Source organism: Cupriavidus sp. 2SB, from assembly GCF_005503625.1.
Classification (GTDB): Bacteria; Pseudomonadota; Gammaproteobacteria; order Burkholderiales; family Burkholderiaceae; genus Cupriavidus.
The window spans coordinates 1-16,345 of sequence record NZ_SCMX01000079.1 but is presented as its reverse complement, the minus strand read 5'-3'; the positions used below and the strand labels follow the sequence as shown (position 1 = coordinate 16,345).

Annotated in this window: 15 protein-coding genes; 14 read left to right on the top strand and 1 reads right to left on the bottom strand. The window is 66.1% G+C overall.

Annotation, left to right across the window (positions count from 1 at the left end):
• Positions 1-60: 60 nt before the first annotated feature.
• From FFS21_RS26380 to FFS21_RS26345, 8 genes are read left to right on the top strand one after another with little or no spacing between them, the layout of a single operon-like run.
• Positions 61-2,319, top strand: coding sequence for an O-linked N-acetylglucosamine transferase, SPINDLY family protein (locus FFS21_RS26380; protein WP_137927647.1), 2,259 nt, complete (start codon positions 61-63; stop codon positions 2,317-2,319).
• A complete protein-coding gene (gene rfbF, locus FFS21_RS26375; RefSeq protein WP_137927646.1) occupies positions 2,316-3,086 on the top strand; it encodes a glucose-1-phosphate cytidylyltransferase in 771 nt (256 codons plus the stop codon). The genes FFS21_RS26380 and rfbF overlap by 4 nt, the downstream gene beginning before the upstream one ends.
• A complete protein-coding gene (gene rfbG / locus FFS21_RS26370; protein ID WP_249359669.1) occupies positions 3,071-4,165 on the top strand; it encodes a CDP-glucose 4,6-dehydratase in 1,095 nt (364 codons plus the stop codon). Before rfbF ends, rfbG begins: the two co-directional genes overlap by 16 nt.
• A complete protein-coding gene (locus FFS21_RS26365) occupies positions 4,162-5,436 on the top strand; it encodes a class I SAM-dependent methyltransferase (RefSeq protein ID WP_137927645.1) in 1,275 nt (424 codons plus the stop codon). The genes rfbG and FFS21_RS26365 overlap by 4 nt, the downstream gene beginning before the upstream one ends.
• On the top strand, positions 5,433-5,978 hold the full coding sequence (rfbC, locus tag FFS21_RS26360) for a dTDP-4-dehydrorhamnose 3,5-epimerase (protein ID WP_137927644.1): 546 nt from the start codon (positions 5,433-5,435) through the stop codon (positions 5,976-5,978). Before FFS21_RS26365 ends, rfbC begins: the two co-directional genes overlap by 4 nt.
• A gap of 46 nt (positions 5,979-6,024) precedes the next feature.
• Positions 6,025-7,095 (top strand): FkbM family methyltransferase, encoded by a 1,071-nt coding sequence (locus tag FFS21_RS26355; RefSeq protein ID WP_137927643.1) that lies wholly within the window; start codon positions 6,025-6,027, stop codon positions 7,093-7,095.
• Between the two features lie 8 nt (positions 7,096-7,103).
• The gene (locus tag FFS21_RS26350) at positions 7,104-7,913 is read left to right on the top strand and encodes an NAD-dependent epimerase/dehydratase family protein (protein WP_137927642.1); all 810 of its coding nucleotides are present in this window, start codon (positions 7,104-7,106) and stop codon (positions 7,911-7,913) included.
• Positions 7,904-8,557: an LbetaH domain-containing protein gene (locus FFS21_RS26345; protein ID WP_171020497.1), complete on the top strand. Its 654-nt coding sequence runs from the start codon at positions 7,904-7,906 to the stop codon at positions 8,555-8,557. Before FFS21_RS26350 ends, FFS21_RS26345 begins: the two co-directional genes overlap by 10 nt.
• 100 nt (positions 8,558-8,657) lie before the next feature.
• Here the strand turns inward: FFS21_RS26345 and fliE are convergent, their stop codons facing one another.
• Entirely contained in the window at positions 8,658-8,978 is a 321-nt protein-coding gene (fliE, locus tag FFS21_RS26340; RefSeq protein WP_137927641.1) for a flagellar hook-basal body complex protein FliE, read from the bottom strand.
• A gap of 360 nt (positions 8,979-9,338) precedes the next feature.
• Between fliE and fliF the strand changes: the two genes are divergently transcribed.
• Genes fliF through FFS21_RS26310 form a run of 6 tightly spaced genes read left to right on the top strand, consistent with a single transcriptional unit; the run spans position 9,339 to position 16,294 of the window.
• Positions 9,339-11,030, top strand: coding sequence for a flagellar basal-body MS-ring/collar protein FliF (gene fliF / locus FFS21_RS26335; RefSeq protein ID WP_137927640.1), 1,692 nt, complete (start codon positions 9,339-9,341; stop codon positions 11,028-11,030).
• The gene (gene fliG, locus FFS21_RS26330; RefSeq protein WP_137927639.1) at positions 11,017-12,030 is read left to right on the top strand and encodes a flagellar motor switch protein FliG; all 1,014 of its coding nucleotides are present in this window, start codon (positions 11,017-11,019) and stop codon (positions 12,028-12,030) included. The genes fliF and fliG overlap by 14 nt, the downstream gene beginning before the upstream one ends.
• On the top strand, positions 12,017-12,856 hold the full coding sequence (gene fliH, locus FFS21_RS26325) for a flagellar assembly protein FliH (protein ID WP_137927638.1): 840 nt from the start codon (positions 12,017-12,019) through the stop codon (positions 12,854-12,856). The genes fliG and fliH overlap by 14 nt, the downstream gene beginning before the upstream one ends.
• Positions 12,849-14,333 carry a flagellar protein export ATPase FliI gene (gene fliI / locus FFS21_RS26320; protein WP_137927637.1) on the top strand — a complete coding sequence of 495 codons (1,485 nt, stop codon included), beginning with the start codon at positions 12,849-12,851 and terminating at the stop codon, positions 14,331-14,333. The genes fliH and fliI overlap by 8 nt, the downstream gene beginning before the upstream one ends.
• Positions 14,326-14,787: a flagellar export protein FliJ gene (fliJ, locus tag FFS21_RS26315; RefSeq protein WP_137927636.1), complete on the top strand. Its 462-nt coding sequence runs from the start codon at positions 14,326-14,328 to the stop codon at positions 14,785-14,787. The genes fliI and fliJ overlap by 8 nt, the downstream gene beginning before the upstream one ends.
• A 16-nt stretch (positions 14,788-14,803) precedes the next feature.
• On the top strand, positions 14,804-16,294 hold the full coding sequence (locus FFS21_RS26310; RefSeq protein ID WP_137927635.1) for a flagellar hook-length control protein FliK: 1,491 nt from the start codon (positions 14,804-14,806) through the stop codon (positions 16,292-16,294).
• Positions 16,295-16,345: the final 51 nt, after the last annotated feature.

Below are 16,345 nucleotides of genomic sequence, written 5' to 3'. Positions count from 1 at the left end.
CATCGATCCGCCCGTCCGCGCCGGGCGGACAGACATCGCGCCTTTGCAAAGCACACCGCCATGAACAAGAACGTTTCGATGGGTCCCGCACAGCGGATGATCCAACAGGCATGGAATGCCTACAACGCCAACAAGTATGCGGATTCCCTGAAGCAGTCCCGTGCGGTCAAGCGCATCGCGGGCTCGCTTCCGGACGCCTACTACCTGGAAGCGCTGTCGCTGTCCGGCATGAACCACCACGAGGAAGCCAAGCGGCTGGCCGAAGCCGGCATGAAGCGCTTCCCGAACCATGCGGGCTTTCTCGGGCTGATCGGCGCGCTGGAGATCGCCCTGGAGAACTACGCCGAGGGCATCCCGCTGCTGCAGCGCAGCCTGGCGCTGCAGCCCGGCTCCGCCCACCTCTGGGGCGTGCTCGGCACCGCCATGTTCTACACCGGCGACTACTTCGGCGCACAGCTGGCGGGCGAGAAAGCCGCCGCGCTGCTGCCGAACGACGCGATCGCCGTGGGCAACTACGCTTCGGCGCTGCGCGAATCGGGCAGCACGATCGAGGCCATTCCCATTTTCCGTCGCGCCTGCGCGCTGGACCCCACGCAGCGCGTGAACCGCTCCAACCTGCTGTTCTCGCTGCTGTATGACGAGAACATCGGCGCCGACGAGCTGCGCCGCGAGGCCATGGACTGGGCCTCGACGCTGGCACGCACCACCATCGACGCCCCCGCGCTGCAGCCCAGCGAAGGCGAGCGCATCCGCATCGGCATCCTCTCGAACGACTTGCGCCGCCATGCGTGCGCCTACTTCCTGATTCCGCTGATCGCGAACCTGGATCGCGCGCGATTCGAGGTGCACCTGTTCTCGCTGTCGAACGTCAACGACAACATCACCCGCAAGATCCGCGTCTACGCCGAAGGCTTCCACGATCTGTACAAGATGTCCGAGGCCGATGTCGTACGCGCCGTGCGTGCGCAGCGCTGCGACGTGATGATCGACCTCGGCGGCTACACCGGTGCCTCCCCGCTGACCTACATGGTGCAGCGCCTGGCCCCGAAGCAACTCACGTGGCTGGGCTACCCCGGCACCACCGGCATGCCGCAGATCGACTACCGCGTCACGGACTGGACGGCTGACCCCGAAGGCTTCGACCACAACTACACCGAAAAGCTGCTGCGCGCGCCCGTGTTCAGCGCGTTCCACCCGAGCGTGACCAACCCGCTGGCCATCTACGAGGAGCGCTACCGCGTGAAGCCCACGCCCGCGCTGACGAATGGCTACATCACGTTCGGATCGTGCAACACCATCGCCAAGCTCGGTCCCAAGACCATGCGGCTGTGGAGTGCCGTGCTGGCGCGATGCCCCAACTCCCGCATGCTGGTGGAAGCCGCCGGCTGCGACCAGGAGAAGGTGCGCGAGATGCTGTTCGAGCGCATGGCCGCGCACGGTATCGACACCAGCCGCGTGGAACTGATCAATCGTGACGGCGCCAATCAATACGTCACGTATCACCGCATCGACATCGCGCTGGACACCGCGCCGGTCACGGGCGGCACCACCACCTGCGACGCCATCTGGATGGGTGTGCCCGTGGTGACATTCGCCGGCGATACGTTCCACCAGCGCGTCTCCGCACCGTTCCTGCATGCCGCCGGCCTGGACGATCTGATCTGCGACACCGAGGAGCGCTACGTCGATGTGGCCTGCGCGCTGGCCGCCGACGTGCAGCAGCTCGACAACATCCGCCAGTCGATCCGTCCGCGTGCCGAGCAGAGCGAGATGTTCGACGCGCCGCGCTTTGCCGGTTGGTTCGAAGACCAGCTCACGGAAATCTGCGCGGATACCAAGCCCATCGCGCCGCGCACCGCGCCGCGCCAGCAGGGCATCTACTTCGGCGGCCAGTACTACGCCGCCGAAGACCTGCTGATGTCCGTGGCCGCGCACATGCATCTGGGCGAATGGCGCGCCGTGCATAACGTGCTGGAGAACCTGACTTCCACGTGGTATCGCCACTGGGCCGTGGCGTATGGCCTGGCCGAGTACCACTATCACAACGAAGCCCCCGACACCGCGATCGAACTGCTGGTGGAAGCCATCGGCATGCGTCCTTACGCGCTGGGTCTGTATCGCAAGCTCGCCGTGTGGCTGGCCGAGCAGAACCTGGACCGCTCCGCACTGGCATCGCTGCTCGAAGAACAGTTCGGCCTGACGCTCGACGCGCTGGAAGCCATGCCGCTGCCCAACGCCTTCGAGATGCTCGGCCTGGAAATGCCGGGCGCCGCCCGCAACCCTACCCAAGAACAGGTCACCGAAGAGGTCAACGCATGAAAGCCGTCATCCTGGCCGGTGGGCTGGGCACCCGTATCTCCGAGGAATCGCACCTGCGTCCCAAGCCGATGATCGAGATCGGTGGCAAGCCGATCCTGTGGCACATCATGAAGATGTACTCGGCGCATGGCGTGAACGAGTTCGTGATCTGCCTGGGCTACAAGGGCTACGTCATCAAGGAATACTTCGCCAACTACTTCCTGCACATGTCCGATGTGACGTTCGACATGCGCGAGAACCGCATGGCCGTGCATCAACGCAAGGCCGAGCCGTGGAGCGTGACGCTGGTGGATACCGGCGAGGATTCGATGACCGGCGGCCGCCTGCGCCGCGTGCGCGAGTACCTGACGCCGGGCGAAGCGTTCTGCTTTACCTATGGCGACGGCGTCTCCGACATCGACATCACCCGCGAAATCGCCTTCCACCACTCGCATGGCCGCCGCGCCACGGTAGCTGCCGTGCAGCCGCCGGGACGCTACGGCGCGCTGGAACGCGATGACGACAAGGTCAGCGGCTTCACCGAGAAGCCGCGCGGCGATGGCGCGTGGATCAACGGCGGCTTCTTCGTGCTGCAACCCGAGGTTCTCGACCTGATCGAAGACGACGCCACGTCGTGGGAAGAAGCTCCAATGCGCGCGCTGGCAAAGAACGGCCAGATGGCGGCCTTCGAACACACGGGCTTCTGGCAGCCGATGGATACGCTGCGCGAAAAGAACATGCTGGAAGACCTCTGGCAATCAGGCAAGGCACCGTGGAAGATCTGGTAAGCAACGCCGCCGACGCGGCTCACGTTTTCGCGGCCTATCGCGGACGGCGCGTCTTCATCACCGGCCATACCGGCTTCAAGGGCGCATGGCTGGCGCTGCTGCTTGCCCGCGCCGGTGCGCGCGTGAGCGGTTACGCGCTGACCCCGAACACGACGCCGAGCCTGTTCGATGCGGCCTGCGTGGCGTCGTCGCTCGCTGCGCACACCATCGGCGATGTACGCGATGCCTCTACGCTGGCGCGCGCGATGGACATCGCGCAGCCCGAGATCGTGTTCCACTTGGCCGCCCAGCCGCTGGTGCGCGCGAGTTATCGCGATCCGGCGCAGACGTGGTCGACGAACGTGATGGGCACCGTCAACGTGCTCGATGCCGTGCGCGCCTGCCCGTCCGTGCGCGCCGTGATCGTGATCACCACGGACAAGTGCTACGACAACAAGGAATGGTTGTGGGGCTATCGCGAGACCGATCCGCTCGGTGGCCATGACCCCTACAGCGCCAGCAAGGCCGGCACCGAACTGGTGGCCGCCAGCTATCGCAAATCGTTCCTGGCCGAGCGCGGCGTACTGCTGGCTACCGCACGCGCCGGCAACGTGATTGGCGGCGGCGACTGGTCCGAAGACCGGCTGATTCCCGACGCCGCGCGCGCCGCTGCGGCCGGCCAGACGCTGGAAATCCGCAGCCCGCACGCCACGCGGCCGTGGCAACACGTACTGGAAGCGCTGCACGGTTATCTGCGACTGGGCAACCGTCTGCTCGATGGCGACGCTGCACTGGCCGATGCGTTCAACTTCGGGCCGGAACCGCGCGACAACGTATCCGTGGGCACCGTGCTGCGCGGCCTGCGCGCGCACTGGCCGGAACTGGAATGGAAGCATTGCCCGCCGCCGGGTGCCGCACCGCACGAGGCGCGCAACCTGTATCTGGACGCCGCGCGTGCGCACATGCTGCTGGGCTGGGCCCCGCGCTGGACGCTTGACGAGGCGCTGGCCGCCACGGCGCAGTGGTATCGCACCGTGCAGCAATCGCCCGCCCAGGCACGCGCCATCACCGAACAACAAATCGAGCAATTCTGCGCATGAACGCTCCTGTCAAACACGCAGCACCCATCGACTCTGCACCCCGCGCGAACTGCCGCGCCTGCGGCACGCCGATGCACCAGTCGATGGTCGATCTCGGCCTGTCGCCGGTGTCCAACGCCTTCATCCGGCCCGAGCACATCGCGCAAGGCGAGATGTTCTATCCGCTGCACGCGATGGTGTGCGATGCCTGCTGGCTCGTGCAACTGCGCGACGCCACGCCGGCCGAGACGCACTTCCACGACGACTACGTGTACTTCTCGTCGTTCTCCACCTCGTGGCTCGAACATGCGCGCCGCTACGTGGAGTCGATGACCGCGCGCTTCGGACTCGGCAAGCAGAGCCGCGTGATGGAAATCGCCAGCAATGACGGCTATCTGCTGCAGTACTTCCACCAGAACGGCGTGCCGTGCCTGGGCGTGGAACCTTCGTCAAACACGGGCGAGGCAGCACGCGCCAAGGGCATCGACAGCCGCGAACTGTTCTTCGGCGAACGCACCGCCCGCGCGTTGTGCGTGGAAGGCTGGCAGGTGGACCTGCTGCTCGGCAATAACGTGCTGGCGCACGTGCCGGACATCAACGACTTCGTGGGCGGCATGCCCATCGTGCTGAAGCCCGAAGGCGTCATCACGCTGGAATTCCCGCACCTGCTGCGCCTGCTGGAGCAGAACCAGTTCGACACGCTGTATCACGAACATTACTCGTACCTGTCGCTGACCGCGCTAGTGCCGATCCTGGCGCGTGCAGGGCTGCGCGTGTTCGATATCGAACACCTGCCCACGCACGGCGGCAGCCTGCGCATGTATGCATGCCACCAGAAAGCCAGCCACGTTGCCACCGCTGCCGTGCAGGCATGCCTGGACGAGGAAGCACGCGGCGGCCTGGCATCAACCGAACGCTACGCGGCCTTTGCCGAAGGTGTGCGCCGTGCGCGTGTGGACTTCCTCGCCTTCCTGATCGATGCGCGCCGCAAGGGCAAGCGCGTGGCCGCCTATGGCGCCGCCGCCAAGGGCAACACGCTGCTGAACTACTGCGGCATCGACAGTGACCTGATCGAATACGTGGTGGACCGCAACCCGGCCAAGCAGGACAAGCTGCTGCCCGGTTCGCGCATCCCCGTGCTGGCGCCCGAAGTCATCGACGAACGCAAGCCCGACTATCTCGTGATCCTGCCCTGGAACATCAAGGATGAGGTCATGACGCAGATGGCCGGCATCCGTGCCTGGGGCGGCCGCTTCGTGGTGGCGATTCCCGAAACCGTGGTGCTGCCGTGATCTTCACACCGGCCCGCATCGCCGGCGCCTGGCTCGTCGATCCGGAACCGCTGCAGGACGAGCGCGGCTTCTTTGCCCGCACCGTCTGCGTGGAAACGTTCGCCGCGCATGGCATCGACGCGCGTTTCGTGCAGCAGAGCGTCTCGCGCAATACGCGCGCAGGCATCCTGCGCGGCATGCATTTCCAGCATGGCGCATACGCCGAAGACAAGCTCGTGCGCGTGACCACGGGCGCGGTGCATGACGTGATCCTGGATCTGCGTCGCGCATCGCCCACGTTCCTGCAATGGCAGGCTGTGGTGCTCGATGCCGAGGACCAGCGGGCCATCTATATCCCGAAGGGCGTGGCACACGGCTTCCAGACGCTGACGCCGCGCTCCGAAGTGTTCTACCAGATGACGGTGCCGTTCGCGCCCGGCAGCAGTGCCGGCGTGCGCTGGGACGACCCCGACATCGGCATTGACTGGCCGGACTGCGCGGAACGCATGATCTCCGCAAAGGACCAGGCCCTCCCCTCGCTGGCCGCACTCGGCCTGCGATAACCGTTCATCCCAACCAAAAAACTGACTACCCGAAGCGGAGCCACCCATGACTACTGAAACCTTGCAGAAGCTTTCCGACGCATTGCGCACGGTGGGCGGCAGCGCCGCCGCCCGCGACAAGCTCATCGCCCTGTGCAAGAACATCGAGCAGGACCTGTCCGGCTACGAAGGCAGCGTGCGCGATGACATCACGGGCCCGATCGTCGATGCCATGTACGACGAGCAGTCGCGCCTGCGCAAGACGCTGGCCGATGGCACCGTGTTCGAATTCCTGTATCGCACCAAGATCGCGCGCGACTTCCTGATGAGCACGCCGGCGCAGCCGGATCACGTCTGGGAACCGCAGACCACCAAGCTGCTGGTCAAGCTGTGCGAGCGCGGCGGCCATGCCGTCGTGGGCGGCGCGTACTTTGGCGACCAGGTCATCATGATGGCCCGCCAACTGGCGCGCGCTGGCGGCACCTGCCACGCATTCGAGCCGAACGCCGACCAGCTTGGCATGCTGCGCAACAACGCCGCACTGAACCACGTCGAGAACATCCAGAGCTGGCGCCTGGGCCTGTGGTCCGACAGCACCACGCAACTGCGCCTGGAAGGTCATGACTCGTTCGCGCACGCCGTGCATACCTCGGGTCCGGCCGACGACGACAGCTTCAACACGGTGACGATCGACGACTACTGCGCACAGCAGAACGTCGACAAGCTGAGCCTGATCATGCTCGACATCGAAGGTGCCGAACTGAACGTGTTCAAGGGTGCAGCCAAGCAACTGGCCCGCCCGGCCGGCGAAGCGCCGAACCTCGTGTTCGAAGTGCACCGCCACTACGTGGACTGGAGCCGCGGCCTGGAGAACGCCGAGATCATCACGCTGCTCAAGGGCTACGGCTACCACGTCTACGCCGTGCGCGACTTCAATTCGAACGTCGACATGCAGGGCCGTCCGGTGGAACTGGTGCCGGTGGACAAGGTCTTCCTGGAAGGTCCGGCACACGGCTTCAACATGGTGGCCGTCAAGGACCCGTCGCTGCTGGCCGGCAAGGACTTCGCGGTCGTGCCGGGCGTGAGCCCCAAGCTGCTGTGGCACCGTGACCCGGCGCTGCATCACCCGGTGAACTGAGGAACGCCATGCGCTGTACGGTGATTGGTGGCGCCGGCTTTGTCGGCCGCCGCCTGGCTGACACGCTGCGGCGTGCCGACCATGAAGTCTGGGTGCCAGCGCGCGGCGACCGCGCGCTGTTCAGCCGCGACCTGGGCCATGTGTTCTATTGCGCGGGGCTGACCGCCGACTACGCGGCACGTCCCTACGACACCGTGGCCGCGCACGTCACGCTGCTGGCTGATGTGCTGCGCGCCAATCGCTACGAGCATCTGGTCTATCTGTCGTCCACACGGCTCTATGACAGCTCGCAGTTGCCCGAAGGCGATGAAGCGGCTGCGCTGTCGCTGCAGCCGGCCAATCCGCGCGCGCTGTACGACTTCTCGAAAGGTCTTGGCGAGAACCTCTGCCTGACCGTCGCGGATGGCCGCACCGCCGTGGCACGCCTATCGTGCGTGTTCGACTGGGAAGAAGGCTCGCCCGGCTTCCTGTCCGAATGGCTGGTACGCGCCGCCTCCGAGCGCGCGTTCCGGCTCGACAGCGACGCGGGCTACGTGCGCGACTACATCCACCTCGACGACGTGGTGCTGGCGCTGGAAACCATCTCCACGCGCCGCGCCGGTGGCATCTTCAACGTGGCCAGCGGCGAGAACGTGTCCAACGGACAGCTTGCGGAAGTCTTCAGGACCGCCGGCTGGGACATCAACCTCTCGCGCTCGTCGCCCGTGCAGCGCGCGGCGGTATGCAGCACTTCGGCACTGCGCGCGCTGGGCGTGACGCCGCGCGACGTGCAGTCGATGGTGGCAACGTATCTGGAGACTATCCGCCCATGGAACTGATCGGCCAGACCCGCGCATCGCTCGCGGCCTACACGTGCGCACAGGTCGCCAACCTCGTACCGGACGGCCGTCACGATACGCTGCTGCCGGTGGTCACGCGCCATATCGACGAAGCACTGGCCCGCACGGGCCGCTGCATCGACGCCGTGCGCATGTGGCGGCCCGGCCAGTTCAACTACCTGCACTCGTCGCAGTACTGCCAGTACCTGTACTACCTGGCCAATACGATCTGGCGCAACGACCGCGATGCCGAGTCCTGCACGAAGCTCTTCCTGCTGAACAAGGCGCTCAACGCGATCGACATGTTCTACGAGGTGGAACTGCCCGAGGTCTTCCTCATTGGCCATTCGGTCGGCATCGTGCTGGCGAAGGCCACTTACGGCAACTACCTCGTGCTGTACCAGAACTCGACGGTCGGCAAGAACCACGGCGTGGCACCTGTCATCGGCGACGGTGTGGTGATGTACCCGAACACGGCCATCATCGGCCGCAGCCATGTACGAGATGGCTCGGTGGTGGCGCAGGGCGTCAGCGTGCTGAACCGCGATACACCGGGCAACTGCCTGGTCTACAACGGACAGGGCGGCGATCTGGTTTGCAAGCCGGCGAAGGAGCGGGCAGCGGAGGAGTATTTCCGGGTCTGAGTTTTGGCGGGAAGCAACAAAAAAAAGGGCCATGCCGCTGTACAAGCCGCATGGCCTTCTTTCGTTCCGGGGCCGGTTGGTCCCAGACGCGATGACACGGTTACACCGGCATGTTCATCATTTCCTGATACGCGGCGGCCAGGCGGTTACGCACCTGCACGGCGGTCTGGAAGGAGATGTTGGCCTTCTGCATGTCGATCATGACGTCGTTGAGCGCCACGCCCGGCTTGCCCAGTTCGAATGCCTCGGCCTTGCCGTAGGCGGATTCCTGGGTGGCGTTGAGGCGTTGCAGCGATTTCTGCAGTTCGCCGGAAAAGCCCCCCGCCACGGCCGTGGAAGCCTGGCTGGGAGTGCCGCCGCCAGCCGCCTGCGCCAGTCCGCGCAGTTGCTGCAGCATGCCTTCGATCGAGGAAATGGACATGGCTATCAGTAATTGGATGAATCGGTTGACAGGGAACATGGCGAAAACATCACTCACCATCCTGTTTCAGCCCTCGCAATGTACTGGTGCCCCGCCTCCTACCAAAGGATGAATTCGGGGGGGAAACCTCCGCTATTCCGCCAATTGTCCTTCCGCCTTCTGACCGATGATCGCTACCGTGCCGGATCTGGCAGTTCGTGGCGTATTGCCCGACTGCCCACGGCACAAGGAACATCAACTATCGCGGGGAGTGCGCGTGTTTTGTCAGCAGCGTAATGTGAGCCGTGCCGGAATGAATAACGGCAGCAAAGGCCAGTATGGCAAGGGCAGGGTTTGCCCGGCCAAGCCGGAGATGCGCGCATGAACGCGGCAGCTACCCTGCCGGCCGGCGGCGCGGCCGTGCTCGAGAAGCTCAAGGCCAATCCGCGCCTGCCCCTGATGCTGGGCGGCGCCGCGCTGGTGGCCGCCATCGCCGTGGGCGTGATGTGGTCCCGCCAGCCCGACTACAAGGTGCTGTACACCAACCTGTCCGAACGTGACGGCGGCGCGGTGATCCAGGCGTTGCAACAGGCCAACGTGCCGTACAAGTTCGCCGAAGGCGGCGGTGCGGTCATGGTCCCGTCCGACAAGGTCCACGAGACCCGTCTGCGCCTGGCCAGCCAGGGCCTGCCCAAGAGCGGCACCACGGGCATGGAACTGATGGACAACCAGAAGTTCGGCATCAGCCAGTTTGCCGAGCAGGTCAACTACCAGCGCGGCCTGGAAGGCGAACTCGCCCGTTCGATCGAATCGATCGGCGCCGTGCAGTCCGCACGCGTGCACCTGGCCATTCCCAAGCCCACGCTGTTCGTGCGCGAGCGCCAGAAGCCTACCGCCTCCGTGGTGCTGCAGCTCTACCCGGGCCGTGCCATCGATGAGGGCCAGGTGGCCGCCATCACGCATCTGGTGTCGTCGAGCGTGCCGGAACTGACGCCGAAGTCGATCTCGATCGTCGACCAGCACGGCAACCTGCTCTCGGGCACCAGCGACCGCTCGATGGACGCCACGCAGCTCAAGTACGTGCAGCAGGTGGAACAGAGCTACGTCAAGCGCGTGGAATCGATCCTGGCCCCGATCCTCGGCAAGGACAACGTCCACGCCCAGGTCACCGCCGACGTCGATTTCTCGTCCGTCGAACACACCGACGAAAGCTTCAAGCCGAACCAGGACCCGACACGCGCCGCCATCCGCAGCCAGCAGACCAGCGAGTCCAACCAGCAGAACGGCACCCCCGTGGGTGGCGTGCCGGGTGCGCTGTCGAACCAGCCGCCTGCCGCCGCCGTGGCGCCGGTGACCACGCCGCAGCCGCCGCGCCAGCCGGGTCAGCCGAATCCGCCGGCCCAGGCCAACCAGCAAGGCCAGCAAACGCAGACCGCCGAGAAGACCGGCCCGAGCAGCAGCCGCCGCGATGCCACGACGAACTACGAACTGGATCGCTCGGTGCGCCACATCCAGCAGGCTCCGGGTGGCGTGAAGCGTCTGTCCGTGGCCGTGGTCGTGAACTACCGCTCGAAGGTGGACGCCAAGGGCAAGCCGATTACCGAGGCGCTGTCGGCCAAGGAAATCGCCCAGATCGAGAACCTCACCAAGGAAGCGATGGGCTTCTCGGCCGATCGCGGCGACTCCCTGAACGTGGTCAACAGCCCGTTCACCGCCGAGAACAACAAGGAACCGGAACTGCCGCTGTGGAAGCAGCCGCAGATGATCGACCTGGCCAAGACCGGCGTCGGCTACCTGCTCCTGGCCCTGCTGGCCGTGTTCCTGTGGTTCAAGGTGGCGCGTCCGGTGCTGCGCAAGTACACCGCACCGCCGGTGCCGGCCCTGACGGAATCCGCCGATGGCACCACTGCGGAAGCCGTGCTGCTGCCGCCGGAAGAGGAAACCAATCCGGAAGTGCTGCGCCTTGCCGCGAAATACGAAAGCGATCTCGCCCTGGTGCGCGACGCCGCGCAACGCGACCCGCGCCTGGTCGCCAGCGTAATCAAGACCTGGATGGCAAATGACGAAGGCTAACAAGGCAGCGCCCGAGAAGGGCGTACAGAAGAGCGCCATCCTGATGATGGCCGTGGGCGAAGATGCTGCGGCCGAGGTCTTCAAGCACCTGTCGCCGCGCGAAGTGCAGCAGCTTGGCTCCGCCATGGCCAGCCTGAACGCGGTGACGCGCGAGGAAATGGCCGAGGTGCTGGCCGAGTTCCGCGGCGAGACCGAGCAATACCTGGCGCTCAACGTCGACTCCAGCTCGTTCATCAAGAGCGTGCTGAACAAGGCGCTGGGCGAGGAACGTGCGCTGTCGGTGATCGAGGACATTCTCGAATCGCGCGATCCGGGCGGCGGCATCGATTCGCTCAACTGGATGGACGCCACGTCCGTGGCCGAACTGATCAAGGACGAACACCCGCAGATCATCGCCACGATCCTGATCCACCTGGACCGTCAGAAGTCTTCGGAAGTGCTGGGCTTCTTCACGGAACGCCTGCGCAACGACGTGATCCTGCGTATCGCCACGTTCGGCGGCGTACAGCCGGGCGCGCTGCAGGAGCTGACCGACGTGCTGACCAAGCTGCTGGCAGGCCAGAGCCTGAAGCGCAGCCGCATGGGCGGTGTCCGCACGGCGGCCGAGATCATCAACCTGATGAGCACGGCCCACGAGGAAGCGGTCATCGACGGCGTGCGCACGCACGACGCGGACCTGGCGCAGAAGATCATCGACGAGATGTTCCTGTTCGAGAACCTGCTGGAAATCGACGATCGCGGCATCCAGCGCGTGCTCAAGGAAATCGCTACCGAATCGCTCATCGTCGCGCTCAAGGGCGCACAGCAGGAACTGCGCGACAAGTTCATCCGCAACATGTCGACGCGTGCCGGCGAGATGCTGCGCGAGGACCTCGAAGCGCTGGGTCCGGTGCGTGTGTCGCAGGTCGAGGCAGAGCAGAAGGCCATCCTGCAGGTGGTGAGACGCCTGGCGGAGTCCGGCGAAGTCCAGATTGGCGGAGGAGACGATGCCTACGTTTGAACGCGGTTTTGCCGCTGGCCGGGGCCCTGGCCGCGGCGACCCCGGCTTCTTCGGCGCGCCCGGCGCGCCGGAGGGCACCGGCCAACCCTCGAACCCGCTTGCCCGGGACGATGGCTTCAAGAGTTTCGAACGCCCTGCCCCCGGCCGCATGGATGGCGACGCGTGGAAGCGCTGGCAAATGGAATCGCTCGATCCGCGCGACCGTCTGCGCAAGGTGCTCGAAGCCCAGATTCCCGTGGAGCCCGCACCGCCGCCCTCCATCGACTTTGCCGCGCTCGACGCCATGCGCGAAGGCGCCCGCAAGGAAGGCTACGCGCAGGGCTACAGCCAGGGCCAGACGCAGGGCTATGGCGACGGCCACCGCGAAGGCTATGCCCGTGGCCTGGAAACCGCGCGCAACGAAGCCGCACGGCTGCAGGAACTGGCCGGCAACTTCCGCGATGCGCTGGGACGCGTGGATACCGAGATCGCCGATACGCTGATCTCGCTCGCCCTCGACGTCGCGCGCCAACTGGTGCGCAAGACGCTGGAAGTGGACCCCGCCGCGCTGGTGCCGGCTGCACGCGAACTGCTGAATGCCGAGCCGCCGCTCGCAGGCGCGCCCTGCCTGCTGCTGAATCCCGCTGATGTGGAACTCGTCGAGATGCATCTGAAGGGTGAACTCGAGGGCGCCGGCTGGACCGTGCGCGCCGATGAAACCGTGGCACGTGGCGGCTGCATCGCCAGCGCTGCCAGCGGCGAACTCGACGCCACGCTCGGCACGCGCTGGGCGCGCGTGATCAAGGCGCTGGGCCGCAACGATCCGTGGGAGCCGCCGCATGCATGACGCGCAAGGCGCCCCGCAGGCTACGGCCGCTGCTGAATCGGCCGTAGCCGCAGCAGCCACTACCGCTGCACTCCATTCCGGCCGCTGGCGCGAGGCGCTGGCTAGTGCTTCTACCGCCATCGAGGAACTCGACAGCAAGCGGACCTGTGGCCGCCTCACGCGCGCAGCGGGCCTGGTGCTCGAAGCCGTGGGGCTGCGCATGCCCGTGGGTAGCGACTGCCTGATCGAACTGCCCGCCGGCCAGCATTCGCATGGCGGCCCGCGCACGGCAGAAGCCGAAGTCGTGGGCTTTGGCGCCGACCGTCTCTACCTGATGCCGCAGTCCGACGTGGCTGGCCTGGTGCCAGGCGCGCGCGTCTATCCGCTCGAACCGTCGCCGCTGCCCAAGGGTGTGAGCGCACCGCGCGAGCCGGGCTCGAAACGCCTGCCCGTGGGCGATGGCCTGCTCGGGCGCGTGCTCGACGCCGCCGGCCGTCCGCTCGATGGACTTGGGCCCATCACTGCCGCCAGCGAAGTGCCGCTGTCTGGCGCACAGATCAATCCGCTAATGCGCGCGCCCATCGACACCGTGCTTGACACCGGCGTGCGCGCGATCAACGGCATGCTGACCGTGGGACGCGGCCAGCGCATGGGCCTGTTCGCAGGCTCGGGCGTGGGTAAGTCGGTGCTGCTGGGCATGATGGCCCGCTACACCAATGCCGACGTGATCGTGGTGGGACTGATCGGCGAGCGTGGCCGCGAAGTGAAGGAATTCATCGAGAACATCCTCGGTGAAGAAGGCCGCAAGCGCTCCGTCGTGGTAGCCGCACCGGCCGACTGCTCGCCGCTGCTGCGCATGCAGGGCGCCGCGTATGCCACGCGCCTGGCCGAGTATTTCCGCGACAAGGGTCAGCACGTGCTGCTGATCATGGATTCGCTGACCCGTTACGCAATGGCACAGCGCGAAATCGCGCTGGCCATCGGCGAGCCGCCCGCGACCAAGGGCTATCCGCCATCGGTGTTTGCCAAGCTGCCCACGCTCGTGGAGCGCACCGGCAACGGCCCCGAGGGCGGTGGCTCCATCACCGCGTTCTACACGGTGCTGACCGAAGGCGACGACCAGCAGGACCCGATTGCGGACTCCGCGCGTGCCATTCTCGACGGCCACATCGTGCTGTCGCGAAGCCTGGCCGAAGCGGGCCACTACCCGGCCATCGATGTGGAAGCGTCGATCAGCCGAGCGATGACCGCGTTGATCGAACCGCCGCAGTTCGCCTCCGTACGGCGGTTCAAGCAGTTGATGTCGCGCTACCAGCGTAACCGCGACCTGATCAGTGTCGGCGCGTATGTGCCCGGCAATGATCCGGAGCTTGACCTCGCGATTCGCCTGCATCCGCGCATGGAGGCATTCCTGCAGCAGGACATCCATGAGCGCGCCGGGTACGACGCCTCGATCGCCCAGCTGCATGCGACCCTTGGAGTGACGAACCATGGTTAAGAACTCGCCGCTGAACACGCTGGCCGATCTCGCACAGGACAGCACGGACAAGGCCGCCCGCGAACTGGGACGGTTGCAGGGTCTGCGCACGCAGGCCGAGCAACAGCTCAACGCGCTGACCGAGTACCGTCACGAATACCGCGCCCGCATGCAGGCGATTGCCGCCGAAGGCATGACGTCGAGCCGCTGGCACGATTTCTCGCGCTTCCTGGATTCGCTCGACCACGCCATTCGCCAGCAGACGTCAGCACTCGCCAAGGCCGAAGCCGACCTGCTGGCCGGCCGCGTGAACTGGCAGCAACAGAAGCTGCGCCAGAACTCGTTCGACACGCTGATCACGCGCGCCGAGACGCGCGAGCAGCAGGTAGCCACGCGCCGCGAACAGCTCGCCAACGACGAATACGCCGCCCGTATTGCACGTACGGCCAGCCAGCCGCTGAGCGGCCATAACTGAACCTGCCCAAACCAAGATGATCGATATCAGCCAGCTTGTCGGCAATGCAGCCGCCTCCCTGAACAACACGAAGTCGTCGGATGCCACCAAGGGCAGCGACGCCAATCTGTTCCAGGACACCCTGACCCGCGCGCGCCAGGATAGCCAGCAGGCCGCCGCCAGCGCCACGCCGGTCAAGGTTCCTGCCAAGGACGGCAAGCAGACGAACACCGCAAAGAACGACACGGCGCAGAAGCCGCAGGCCGACAAGTCCGCACAAGCTGGCCAGAACAACGCCCTGCCGAAGCAGGATGACGGCAAGGTCGTAAAGTCCGACAGCACCGCCGATGCGACCGTTGCCAAGGACGCTACCAGCGCCGAGGATGACGCCAAGACTTCGGCGGACGCCGCAGCCATTGCCGCCGCGCTGGCCGCCGCCGCACTGCTGGCACCGCTGCCGACGCCGCAGCCCGCGCAAGCGAATGGCGCGCCTGTCGATGGTGCTGCCATCGCCGGCTTGCCCACGCTGCCGGGTCAGGCGCCGGCTGCGGCTGCAGCGGCCCTCGCCACTGCCTCGCCGACCACCAACGCCGCCGCCGACGCTGCCGCCGATGCCGCAGCGCTGCAGGCACAGGTCGATGCGAACGTAGTCATTACCACCGTGACGGAAGCGCCCAAGGGCAGTGTCCCGAACGCCGGCGATACGCTGGCCCTGATCGCCCAGCAACGCGCGGCCCTGCAGAACACCACGCCGACCGCCGCCGACAAACTGGCCGCCGTCGCTACGGCACCGGCCCAGACCTCCGCACAGAACACCGGCGGACAAGGCGCCGGCCAGCAGCAAGCCAACCTGGGTCAATCGAACCAGCAGGCGCTGCCGCAGACCGATACGCAAGCCACGCAGTCCACGACGACGACCAACCCGTTCGCTGCTGCCCAGGCCAGCGCACGAACCGGTGAAGCTGCCGATACCGGCGCGACCAACCCCAGCAGCGCTGCCACGATGGCATCGGCACTGGCCGCCCAGACCGCCACCCAGCACACGCAGGCAGCTACCGCCGCCGCCACGCGCGCGGCCATCGCCCCGAACCTGAACGACAGCCAGTGGTCGCAAGCACTCGGCCAGCAGATGGTGCGCCTGTCCACGCAAGGCAACCAGACCGCCGAACTCGACCTCAACCCGCCCAACCTCGGCCCGCTCAAGGTGGTGCTGAACGTGGTCAACGATCAGGCGCAGGCCCAGTTCGTCTCGCCGCACCAGGCCGTGCGCGCCGCCGTGGAAGCCGCCCTGCCGCAACTGCGCACGTCGATGGCCGAAGCGGGTATCCAGCTCGGCCAGGCATCGGTTGGCGCCGACAGCTTTGCGCAAGCCGGCAACAGCGGCCAGCAACAACAGCAACCGCAACGCCAGTCCGGCAACGGCTTCAGCCAGGCGATGGGCTTTGGCAATGAGCCGGCAGCGCCTGCTGCTCCGGCACCGCGCGCTCCGCGCGTGCTGGCTCGGGGGGAAGTGGATACGTTTGCTTGATGCACCGATTGCTTTAGCTTCGATTTTCTCCCCTCTCCCGCACCGCGGGAG

What these genes read in the sequence shown, in the direction of transcription:
- FFS21_RS26380 (WP_137927647.1), top strand. Translation starts at nt 61, where the DNA reads ATGAACAAGAACGTTTCGATGGGTCCCGCACAGCGGATGATCCAACAG.
- rfbF (WP_137927646.1), top strand. Translation starts at nt 2,316, where the DNA reads ATGAAAGCCGTCATCCTGGCCGGTGGGCTGGGCACCCGTATCTCCGAG.
- FFS21_RS26365 (WP_137927645.1), top strand. Translation starts at nt 4,162, where the DNA reads ATGAACGCTCCTGTCAAACACGCAGCACCCATCGACTCTGCACCCCGC.
- FFS21_RS26355 (WP_137927643.1), top strand. Translation starts at nt 6,025, where the DNA reads ATGACTACTGAAACCTTGCAGAAGCTTTCCGACGCATTGCGCACGGTG.
- FFS21_RS26350 (WP_137927642.1), top strand. Translation starts at nt 7,104, where the DNA reads ATGCGCTGTACGGTGATTGGTGGCGCCGGCTTTGTCGGCCGCCGCCTG.
- FFS21_RS26345 (WP_171020497.1), top strand. Translation starts at nt 7,904, where the DNA reads ATGGAACTGATCGGCCAGACCCGCGCATCGCTCGCGGCCTACACGTGC.
- fliE (WP_137927641.1), bottom strand. Translation starts at nt 8,978, where the DNA reads ATGTCCATTTCCTCGATCGAAGGCATGCTGCAGCAACTGCGCGGACTG.
- fliF (WP_137927640.1), top strand. Translation starts at nt 9,339, where the DNA reads ATGAACGCGGCAGCTACCCTGCCGGCCGGCGGCGCGGCCGTGCTCGAG.
- fliG (WP_137927639.1), top strand. Translation starts at nt 11,017, where the DNA reads ATGACGAAGGCTAACAAGGCAGCGCCCGAGAAGGGCGTACAGAAGAGC.
- fliH (WP_137927638.1), top strand. Translation starts at nt 12,017, where the DNA reads ATGCCTACGTTTGAACGCGGTTTTGCCGCTGGCCGGGGCCCTGGCCGC.
- fliI (WP_137927637.1), top strand. Translation starts at nt 12,849, where the DNA reads ATGCATGACGCGCAAGGCGCCCCGCAGGCTACGGCCGCTGCTGAATCG.
- fliJ (WP_137927636.1), top strand. Translation starts at nt 14,326, where the DNA reads ATGGTTAAGAACTCGCCGCTGAACACGCTGGCCGATCTCGCACAGGAC.
- FFS21_RS26310 (WP_137927635.1), top strand. Translation starts at nt 14,804, where the DNA reads ATGATCGATATCAGCCAGCTTGTCGGCAATGCAGCCGCCTCCCTGAAC.